The organism is Nocardioides sp. CFH 31398 (genome assembly GCF_022436705.1).
GTDB lineage: Bacteria > Actinomycetota > Actinomycetes > Propionibacteriales > Nocardioidaceae > Nocardioides.
Genome location: NZ_JAKUHT010000014.1, coordinates 90,423 through 99,774, shown reverse-complemented (window position 1 = coordinate 99,774; position 9,352 = coordinate 90,423). Strand labels below are relative to the sequence as shown.

General features: G+C 74.5%; 11 protein-coding genes and 1 riboswitch. Of the genes, 3 read left to right on the top strand and 8 right to left on the bottom strand.

The annotated features are described in order from the left end of the window. Nucleotides 1–147: 147 nt before the first annotated feature. The gene (locus tag MJ876_RS14115; RefSeq protein WP_240237120.1) at nt 148–1,158 is read right to left on the bottom strand and encodes a zinc-binding alcohol dehydrogenase family protein; all 1,011 of its coding nucleotides are present in this window, start codon (nt 1,156–1,158) and stop codon (nt 148–150) included. A 55-nt stretch (nt 1,159–1,213) separates the two neighbouring features. Further along, nucleotides 1,214–3,067: a glycerophosphodiester phosphodiesterase family protein gene (locus tag MJ876_RS14110; RefSeq protein ID WP_240237118.1), complete on the bottom strand. Its 1,854-nt coding sequence runs from the start codon at nt 3,065–3,067 to the stop codon at nt 1,214–1,216. A 168-nt stretch (nt 3,068–3,235) separates the two neighbouring features. Between MJ876_RS14110 and MJ876_RS14105 the strand changes: the two genes are divergently transcribed. From MJ876_RS14105 to MJ876_RS14095, 3 genes are read left to right on the top strand one after another with little or no spacing between them, the layout of a single operon-like run. After that, a complete protein-coding gene (locus MJ876_RS14105; RefSeq protein ID WP_240237116.1) occupies nt 3,236–3,604 on the top strand; it encodes a YciI family protein in 369 nt (122 codons plus the stop codon). A gap of 1 nt (nt 3,605) precedes the next feature. After that, nucleotides 3,606–3,965, top strand: coding sequence for a YciI family protein (locus MJ876_RS14100; RefSeq protein ID WP_240237114.1), 360 nt, complete (start codon nt 3,606–3,608; stop codon nt 3,963–3,965). After that, nucleotides 3,962–5,203, top strand: coding sequence for an RNA polymerase sigma factor (locus MJ876_RS14095; RefSeq protein WP_240237124.1), 1,242 nt, complete (start codon nt 3,962–3,964; stop codon nt 5,201–5,203). The genes MJ876_RS14100 and MJ876_RS14095 overlap by 4 nt, the downstream gene beginning before the upstream one ends. A 10-nt stretch (nt 5,204–5,213) precedes the next feature. Here MJ876_RS14095 and MJ876_RS14090 read toward each other — a convergent pair whose 3' ends face one another. From MJ876_RS14090 to MJ876_RS14065, 6 genes are all read right to left on the bottom strand, one after another. Next, on the bottom strand, nt 5,214–5,678 hold the full coding sequence (locus MJ876_RS14090; protein WP_240237112.1) for an OsmC family protein: 465 nt from the start codon (nt 5,676–5,678) through the stop codon (nt 5,214–5,216). Nucleotides 5,679–5,692: 14 nt separating this feature from the next. Next, entirely contained in the window at nt 5,693–5,968 is a 276-nt protein-coding gene (locus tag MJ876_RS14085; RefSeq protein ID WP_240237110.1) for a MoaD/ThiS family protein, read from the bottom strand. A gap of 38 nt (nt 5,969–6,006) precedes the next feature. Next, complete coding sequence (thrC, locus tag MJ876_RS14080; protein ID WP_240237108.1) at nt 6,007–7,305, bottom strand: threonine synthase; 1,299 nt, start codon at nt 7,303–7,305, stop codon at nt 6,007–6,009. 9 nt (nt 7,306–7,314) lie between these two features. Further along, nucleotides 7,315–7,452: riboswitch (SAM riboswitch) on the bottom strand. 98 nt (nt 7,453–7,550) lie between these two features. Beyond that, the gene (gene otsB / locus MJ876_RS14075) at nt 7,551–8,420 is read right to left on the bottom strand and encodes a trehalose-phosphatase (protein ID WP_240237106.1); all 870 of its coding nucleotides are present in this window, start codon (nt 8,418–8,420) and stop codon (nt 7,551–7,553) included. 72 nt (nt 8,421–8,492) lie between these two features. Further along, nucleotides 8,493–9,014, bottom strand: coding sequence for a LytR C-terminal domain-containing protein (locus tag MJ876_RS14070; RefSeq protein WP_240237104.1), 522 nt, complete (start codon nt 9,012–9,014; stop codon nt 8,493–8,495). Then, the gene (locus tag MJ876_RS14065; protein WP_240237102.1) at nt 9,014–9,304 is read right to left on the bottom strand and encodes a DUF3263 domain-containing protein; all 291 of its coding nucleotides are present in this window, start codon (nt 9,302–9,304) and stop codon (nt 9,014–9,016) included. The genes MJ876_RS14070 and MJ876_RS14065 overlap by 1 nt, the downstream gene beginning before the upstream one ends. Between the last annotated feature and the right edge of the window lie 48 nt (nt 9,305–9,352).

Here is a 9,352-nt window from a genome sequence, read left to right as displayed (position 1 = left end):
GGGCTTTTAACACCCTACAAAACCCCTTGTCTACCCCCCCCCCCACTCAGGCGCGGGGGGGCGCCACGACTCATCGTGGTCTCGCGAGGATTGGTCCCGGCAGTGTCGGCGGCGCCTGCGAGCCCTCGACCGGACGGCGGCGAGGCGTCAGGCCGGCCAGCCCGCGAGCACGACCTTGCCGCGGGTGGAGCCGGACTCCAGCATCCGGTGAGCGCGGACGACGTTCTCGGCCGTGATCTCGCCGGCGGTCTCGGTCAGCGTCGAGCGGACGCGACCGTCGTCCACGAGGCGGGCGACCTCGGCGAGCAACCGGTGCTGCTCGACCATGTCGGGCGTCTGGTGCACGGGGCGGGCGAACATGAACTCCCAGTGCAGCGACGCACACTTCTGCTTCAGACCCATGACGTCGAGCCCGTCGGCCGGGTCGTCGATGACGCCGATGCGGCCCTGGGGGGCGACCAGGTCGGCGTACGCCGCCCAGTGGTCGTCGGTGGCGGTCAGGCCGGCGATGAGGTCGACGTGGTCGATCCCCAGCTCGCGGACGGCGGCCGCGAGGTCGCCGGAGTGGTCGACCACGTCGTGGGCGCCGAGGTCGCGGGCCCACTCCTGGGTCTCGGGACGCGAGGCGGTCCCGACGACGCGCAGCGAGGTCAGCTGACGGGCGAGCTGGACGAGGATCGACCCCACGCCGCCGGCGGCACCGACGACCAGGAGGGTCCGCCCCTCTCCCCCGCCCTGCTCCACGCCCAGCCGGTCGAAGAGCAGCTCCCAGGCGGTGATGGCGGTCAGCGGCAGCGCGGCGGCCTCGGCCATCGACAGCGAGGACGGCTTCGGGCCGACGATGCGCTCGTCGACGAGGTGGAGCTCGGAGTTGGTGCCGGGTCGCGCGATCGAGCCGGCGTAGTAGACCTCGTCGCCGACCGAGAACGCCTCGACCTGCTCGCCCACCGCCGCCACGACGCCCGCGGCGTCGTAGCCCAGGACCTTCGGGGTGCCGTCCTCGGAGCCGCCCCGGGTGCGGACCTTCGTGTCGACCGGGTTCACCGAGACCGCCGCGACCTCGACCAGCAGGTCGCGCGGGCCGGGGGTCGGGTCGGGGAGCTCCACGTCGCCCAGCACGCTCGCCGGTCCTGCCTCGGTGTAGCCGACTGCCCTCATCGTGGTCCTCCTGGTCGTCGTCGTCCGGGTACGACGCCGACCCTAGGCGGCCACGTCACCGGGCGGGCGTCGTCCCACCCTCGGCGAACCCGCGGTTCGTCAGGAACGTGGACAGGCCGGGGAGGTCGTCGGTGTTGAGGTGGTCCACGCCGGTGTCGGCGAGCACCGCCCACAGGCGGGCCCGCTCGGCCGAGGCGGCGTCGGGGGTGTTCCAGAACCGGAGGCGGTAGCCCTGGGTGTGCGCCCGCCGCACCAGCGAGACGAGCCTCGCGTGCTCGGTGGCGGGCATCGGGCCGACGCCGGTCCAGGTGAAGTGGTTCGCCCAGTTGTCGCTGACCAGCGGCATCACCTCCGGCGGCAGGTCGGAGTCGAGGTCGGGCAGCCGGCCGTCGTACCCGGCCCAGCGGGTGCGCTGCGCCTGCATCTCGGCCAGCGGCCGGTTGCCGCTGACGACGACCTCGACGGCCCCCGGCCGCAGGGTGGGCGCGAAGCGGGTGAGCATCGAGCGGAACTCCCGCAGCTGCCCGTCCAGCTCGGCGTACGTCGTCGGACCGTCGCTCTTCAGGTCCACCAGCAGCTGCAGCGGACGGTCGCTGCCGCGGTGCACCCGGCCACCGAGCCGCTCGACGCGCCGCGCCAGCGGCTCGAGGTAGAGGGCGCGGAGGGTGCGGGCGGGGTCGAGGTCGACCTCGTCGTGGGCGACGAGCAGGTCGCCGTCCCGCAGCCAGACGTCGGCCTCGACGCTGGTGAAGCCGCGGGCGAGGGCGTCGAGCAGGGGCCGCTCGTGCTCGTAGTCGTTGTGGGCGTGCGCCGGGGGCAGGACGACCCGCCCGCCGGGGTTCGCGTACGCCGTCGGCAGGGCGATGCCGCGCTCGGCCATCAGGTCGCGCAGCACGTCCGGGCGGTCGGTGATGAGTCCGTCGACGCCGCGGTCGAGGTACCAGGCCATCGTGGCGCGGTCGTTGACCGTCCACGGGACCACGTCGAGACCGAGCCGGTGGGCCTCGCGGACGTCGGCGCGGGTGGCGTAGGGGACGAAGGTGCCGTCGCCGACCGCGCCGTTCTGCGGGCGACCCTGGACCGGCGACCAGGCGTCGTACCCGAGCGCGGCGACCGCGGCGACGGGGTCGCCGTCGTAGTCGTCGATGTCGGCGCCGCCCAGCCAGGGCGAGGCGCCGGGCTGGCCCTTCTGGAGAGAGTCCTCGTTGTCGAGCGCCACCAGCGGCAGCTCGGGGGCGAGGCGGTCGACGAGGTTCAGCGCGCCCCAGTCGAAGCTCTGGACGGTGACCTGGTCGGCGACCCCGGCCTCCTCGATCTCCGCCAGGACAGCGCGGACGAAGCGGCCGCGCGGTGCGGTCTCGGACGGCGCACCGGCCTCCACCTTGGTCTCGACGTTCATCCGGACGCCGTCCGGGCCGTCGGCGCCGTAGATCTCGACGAGGTCGAAGAGCTCGTCGAGTCGCAGCATGCGGGCTCCGGGGACGGCGAGCTGGCCGGGGTAGGCGACCGACTTCGTCGTGGAGCCGCAGTCGAGGGTGGCGAGCTGGTCCCAGGAGAGGTCGCGGACGAAGGAGCCGACGTAGGGGAAGTCGGGGTCGCCCGGCGTGGCGGGTGCCGTGTCGGTGCAGACCTGCGGGTTCGTGCGCCGGTCGTGGGTGACGACCGCGACGCCGTCCTCGGTGACCTGGGTGTCCAGCTCCAGCGTCGTGACCCCGAGACGCAGGGCGCGCGCGAAGCCCGCGCGGGTGGACTCCACGGTGAGCGCCATGCCGCCGCGGTGGGCCTGCAGGTCGAGGGTCCGCGAGGCGCTCGACCGCGCCTCCGGCTCGGCCGCGGCCGGTGCCGTCAGGCCGGGCGCCACGGCGGTCGGCGCGGCGAGGAGGGGGGTGAGCAGGGCCAGGGTGAGCATCCGAGATCGCACGGGGTCCTGTGTCCCCCACCGGGACGACGGGCGGGTGACGGCAGGGCGCCCCGGAGCCGAAATCCCGGAACATCTCCGTCGTGCTGTCGATCCGCGGCGGTTCCGCACGTCATCACCACGAGAGACGATGCACCCGACCCCCGGAGGAGAACGACCATGACCACCACCTACACCGTCCTGCTGTCCGGTGACGCCGACGCCTGGGAGGGCGCGGACGACGCCGCCCGGGCCGAGACCTACGCCGCCCACGGCCGCTTCGCCGCGGCCCTCGCCGAGCGCGGCCACACCATCGTCGGCGGCGCCGAGCTGACCCACCCGCGGGGCGCCCGCGCGTTGCGCCGCCGCGGGGACGGCGTCGTGCGGACCGACGGCCCCTACGCGGAGACCGCCGAGCAGCTGACCGGCTTCTACCTGGTCGCGAGCGACGACCTCGAGGACCTGCTGGCCTGTGCCGAGCTGCTGCTCGACGGCGACGGCGGCATCGAGGTCCGTGCCGCGAGGACCGCGACGGACGGGGAGGCCTGAGGTGAAGGTGCTCGTGCTGCTCGCGGAGACCGACCACTTCGCGCGCTGGGAGGCGGCCGACGCCGACCACCGGGCCCGGGTCGTCGCGGACTTCCAGGCCTTCGACGCCGCGGTCCGTGCGCGGGGCGCGGTCCTCGGCGGCGAGGCCCTGGCCCCGACGGGCGGGGCACGCACCGTGCGAGCGGGCGCCGACGCGGCGTCCCGACCGGTCACCGACGGGCCGTACGCCGAGACGGCGGAGCAGCTCGGCGGCTTCTACCTCATCGAGGTCGACGACCTCGACGCCGCGGTCGAGGTCGCCCGGCTCCTCCCCCGCGAGTACGACGTCGAGGTCCGCGAGGTCGTGGACGAGGCGTTCTGAGCGCCGCGGGCGCCGCGGGCGCGGTCGACCCGGCGGCCCTGCACCGCGAGGAGTGGGGCCGCCTGCTGGCCCTCCTCGTCGCGCGGTTCGGGCGGCTCGACCTCGCCGAGGACGCGCTCGCCGAGGCGTTCGAGGCGGCGGTGCGGACCTGGCCCGCCGACGGGACGCCGACCAACCCGGCCGCCTGGCTGATGACGACGGCCCGGCGCCGCGTGCTCGACCGGCTGCGCGCCGAGGCCGTCCGCGCCCGCGCGGTGCCCGTCCTCGCGGTCGAGGCGTCGCTGGCGCAGGACGCGGAGCGGGTGCTGGTCAGCGACGGACGGGAGGTGGGGGCCGTGGACGAGAGGTTGCGCCTGGTGCTGCTGTGCGCCCACCCGGCCCTGGCGCGCGAAGCCGCGGCGGCCCTGTCGCTGCGGCTGGTGGTCGGGGTGCCGACCGACGAGGTCGCACGGCTGTTCCTGGTGCCGGTCCCGACGATGGCCGCCCGGCTCACCCGGGCCCGCAAGCGCCTGGCCGCGGAACGGTTCGAGGTGCCGACCGGCGCCGCCCTGACCGAGCGGCTCGACGTGGTCGCGGACGTGGCCTACCTCGCCTTCACGGCGGGCTACGCCCCGTCGTCGGGTCCCGACCTGCACCGCCCGGACCTCGCCGCCGAGGCCGTCCGGCTCGTCCGGGTCGTCCACGAGGTGGCCCCGCCGGGCTCGGTCGAGCTCGACGCGCTGCTCGCGCTGGTGCTGATCCAGCACTCGCGGCGCGACGCCCGGCTCGACCCCGACGGCCGGCTGGTCCTGCTGCCCGACCAGGACCGCTCCCGGTGGCACCACGGCGAGGTCGTCGAGGCCCTCGACCTGCTGACGCCGCTCACCACGGCCCCGGCGACGCCGTACCTGCTGCAGGCGCTCGTCGCGGCCTGCCACGCCACCGCCCTCCGGGCGGAGGACACCGACTGGCCCCGCATCGCCGACCTGTACGACGAGCTCGAGACCCTCACCGGCTCCCCCGTCGTCCGGCTGGCGCGGGCCGTGGCCCTCGCCGAGGCCGACGGCCCGGCCGCCGGGCTCGCCCTCCTGGACGGACTGGGCCTGCCGGGGCACCGGCTGCCGGCGGTCCGTGCGGAGCTGCTCGCCCGGCTCGGGCACGACGGCGAGGCGCGGGCGTCGTACGACGAGGCGCTGGCGGAGTGCCGCAACGCGGTGGAGGCCGACCACCTGGCGCGACGCCGGGCCGCCCTGGGCTGAGGGACGCGGCTCAGCCCGCGACGACGACCGGCTCGTGCCGGACGGGGAAGTTGACCGACGCCGCGATGAAGCACGCCTCCGAGGCGTCGCGGTGGATCCGGGTCGCGGTCCGGACGGTGGCGGGGTCGGCGACCGTCACGCGCGGCCGCAGGACGACCTCGGTGAACCGGCCGCCGATGCCCTCCTGCCGCATCGTGCCGAGCGGCGAGTCGGCGTACGCCGTGACCACGACGCCGTGCACGACGGCGAGGTGGAGGTAGCTGAGCAGGTGGCACTGGCTGAGGGCCGCGAGGAGCAGCTCCTCGGGGTTCCAGCGCGCCGGGTCGCCCCGGAACGGCCTGTCGGCCGACCCCTCGAGCACCGGCTTGCCGGCGGCCTCGAGGAGGACGTCGCGCGCGTAGTCGCGGTAGCCGCTCGTCCCGGTGCCGCGGTCACCGGTCCAGGTGACCTCCAGGGCGTAGTGGTGGTCGGCCACCCGCCCGGCCCCGCTCAGCCGCCGGCGACGGCGGGGATGACGGAGACCTGCGTGCCGTCGGGGGTGGCGGTGCCGAGGTCGTCGAGGAAGCGGACGTCGTCGTTGCCGACGTACACGTTGACGAAGCGGCGCAGCTTGCCGCTGTCGTCCAGGATCCGGCCCTTGATGCCCGCGTGGTTCGCGTCCAGGTCGTCGAGGACCTCGGCGAGCGTGCTGCCCTCGGCGCTGACCTCGGACTCACCCCCGGTGTAGGTGCGCAGGATGGTGGGGATGCGGACCTGGACGCTCAACTCGTCTCCTCGCTGGGTGGCGTACGGGGTTGGTGGGCTCAGATGCCGGTCGCCGAGAAGGCGGCGTACGTCGGCTCGATGGTGGCGGCGGGCCCGACCCGGTCGGCGACCGCGTCGAGGGTCTTCAGGCCCATGCCGGTGTTGATGATGACGGTCTCGAGCTCGGTGTCGAGCTGGCCGGTCTCGACGAGCTTCTTCAGGACGGCCGTGGTGGTGCCGCCCGCGGTCTCGGTGAAGATCCCCTCGTTGCGGGCGAGCAGCAGGATGCCCTCGCGGATCTCGTCGTCGGTGACGTCCTCGACGGCGCCGTTCGTCCGCTTGCAGACGTCGAGCACGTAGACGGCGTCGGCCGGGTTGCCGATGGCCAGCGACTTGGCGATGGTGTCCGGCTTGACGGGGCGGACGACGTCCGTGCCGGCCTTGTAGGCCACCGACACCGGCGAGCAGCCGGTCGCCTGCGCGCCGAAGACGCGGTACTCCTTGTCCTCGACGAGGCCGAGGGCGATCAGCTCGCGGAAGGCCTTGTCGACCTTCGTCAGCTGCGAGCCGGAGGCGACGGGGATGACGATCTGGTCGGGCAGGCGCCAGCCGAGCTGCTCGGCGATCTCGTAGCCGAGCGTCTTGGAGCCCTCGGCGTAGTAGGGGCGGACGTTGACGTTCACGAACGCCCAGCCGTCCTCCTCGCCCGCGATCTCGGAGGCGAGGCGGTTGACGTCGTCGTAGTTGCCGTCGACGGCGACGAGCGAGTCCGTGTAGACCGCCGAGTTCACCTGCTTGGGCTTCTCCAGGTTGCTGGGGATGAAGACGACGGTCTTCATGCCGGCGCGGGCGCCCGCGGCGGCGACGGCGTTCGCGAGGTTGCCCGTCGAGGGGCAGGCGAACACGGTCGAGCCGAACTCGCGGGCGGCGCTCAGCGCGCAGGCGACGACGCGGTCCTTGAAGGAGTTGGTCGGGTTCGTGGAGTCGTCCTTGACCCACAGGCTCGACAGGCCCAGCTCGGCGGCGAGGTTGTCCGCCTTGAGCAGCCGGGTGAAGCCCGGCTCGGTGTTGGGGCTGCTCTCGATGTCGGTGGGGACCGGCAGCAACGACTTGTAGCGCCAGATGTTGCGGGGCCCGGCCTCGATCTCCTCGCGGGTGACCGTGCCGAACTCGTAGGCCACCTCGAGGGGGCCGAAGCACTCCGGACAGGCGTACTGCGGGCCCAGCTCGACCTCGGCGCCGCACTCGCGACACGCGAGGCAGCGGGCCGGCCCGAAGGCGCCCTCGCGCAGCGTGGCGCCGGCGGGGGTGGCGGCGGACTGGGGGGCGTCGGTGACCTCGACGACGGGGGCGCTCATGGATCCTCCTCCTCATCTTCCCCGGGACGTCTCTCGCCGCGGGCCGGAATTGGCACCTCTCCGGCCTTCGCACGCCTCTGGACGGCGTGGGTGGCGGTGGTTGCCGGGACGTCGACGGGCCGTTCCCTCAGTCCCTCGTGATGAGCAACCCACACCGTACGCAGCCCCTTCCGGGTGACGCACATCGGGGTCCCGGAATGTGGACCACGCGTCCGGATGATGAGACGAGCGGCCCGGCGTCCGCGTCAGAGACGGGCGCCGGCTGCGTCGTCCACGAGGAGGCGCAGGAGCGCGAGGACCCCGTCGGGGCCGTCGACGACGACGTCGGCGCGGGAGACGAGCTCGGGCACGGGGGTGGCCTCGGACGCCGAGGCGACGAGCAGGCCGGGCAGGGGGGTGCCGTGACGGGCCGCGGACTCGCGCAGCTCGGCGACGGCGTCGAACGCCGCGACGTCGCCGAGGTCGTCGCCGGCGAACAGGACGGCGCCCGCGCCGGTCTGCTCCAGCAGCTCGCGGACGGCGGCCCCCTTGTCGGCGCCCGGGGCGCGGACCTCCAGGACCTGCCGGCCGGGCTCGACGGCGAGGTCGTGCCTGGCGGCGAGCGCGGCGACGGGCCCGCGGAGCCGCTCGAGAGCGGCGTCCGGGTCGGGCAGGCGCCGGGTGTGGACGCCGACGGCGAGCACCTTGTCCTCCACGAAGGCGTCGGCGGCGTCGTGCTCGCGCAGGAGGACGGGCAGCTCGGCCTCGAACCGGGCCAGTCCCGCGGGCGGCCTCGGCGAGTGCACGCGGCGGGACCCCGAGTCCCACCGCTCGTTGCCGTACTGCCCGCGGAGGTACAGGGTGCGGCCCCGCTCCTCCATGGCCTCGCCGACCTCCTCGAGCCCGCCGAGCTCGATCGCCTGCCGCGCGGGCCGCCCCGTCACCACCGCGATGGCGCGGCAGACCTCCGACAGGGCGACGAGCGCGTCACCGGCGTCGGGGTGCACGTGGGCCTCGCTGGGGTCCTCCACGATCGGCGCGAGGACGCCGTCGAAGTCGAGGCAGACGAGCAGGTCCGCCGAGGCGCGCACGAGCGCGGCGTACTGCTGCTCGCCGGCAGGGGAGGTGAACTCCATGGCAGGAGCCTGCCACGGAACGACCGTGCACCGGCGGCGAAACCGGCGCCGGTGGACCCCTGCCGACGTGATCTAGGTGACGTCGCCCGTGAGGATCACGGTGAGGCGGTCGAAGCGCATGGGTGCGACCGCGGGCATCAGGCGGCTGATCCCCAGGTCCCGGGCCAGCGTCTCGGCCTCCCGCTCCAGACGGGGCGGGTAGTAGACCGTGGACGACGGGATGGTGCCGACCCAGTTGTCGGAGCCCACGACCTGCCAGCCGGCGGCCGTCGCGGTCTCGGAGAAGCCGGCGGCGAGCCCGGTGATCCCCGAGTTGTTGTAGACCTCGACGAACACGTCGCCGCGCTCGACCGGGGTCGGGGACGGCGAGGGCTTCGGCGAGCGCCGCGGCTTCGACTCCTGCGTCCGCTCGGGGGTCGGGGTGGCGGACGGCGTCGACGTCACGACCCGGGCCTCGTCGGCGGGCTCGTCACCCGAGGTGACCAGGAAGGCGAGGCCGGCCATCGCGACCGCGACGATGCTCAGCATCACCAGCGGCGACGGGAAGGCGACGCCGCGCTCGTCCCGCGCGCGGTCCACCCGGCGGCCGGGCATCAGACCTCGAAGCCGAGGCGTCGGGCCGAGCGCTGACGCTGGCGGGCCGAGCGGAGACGCCGCAGACGACGGACGAGGAGCGGGTCCTCGGCGAGCGCGTCCGGGCTGTCGATGAGGGCGTTCAGGACCTGGTAGTACCGCGTGGCGGACATGTCGAACGCCTCGCGGACCGCCTGCTCCTTGGCGCCGGCGTACTTCCACCACTGGCGCTCGAAGGCGAGGATCGCCCGGTCACGCTCGGAGAGTCCGGGCTCCGGCTGGTCGGGGGCGACGTCGGAGGCAGCGGTCATGGCGGCACTGTAGCCCGAGAATCACACCGCTGTCGTTCGCCGGACGGC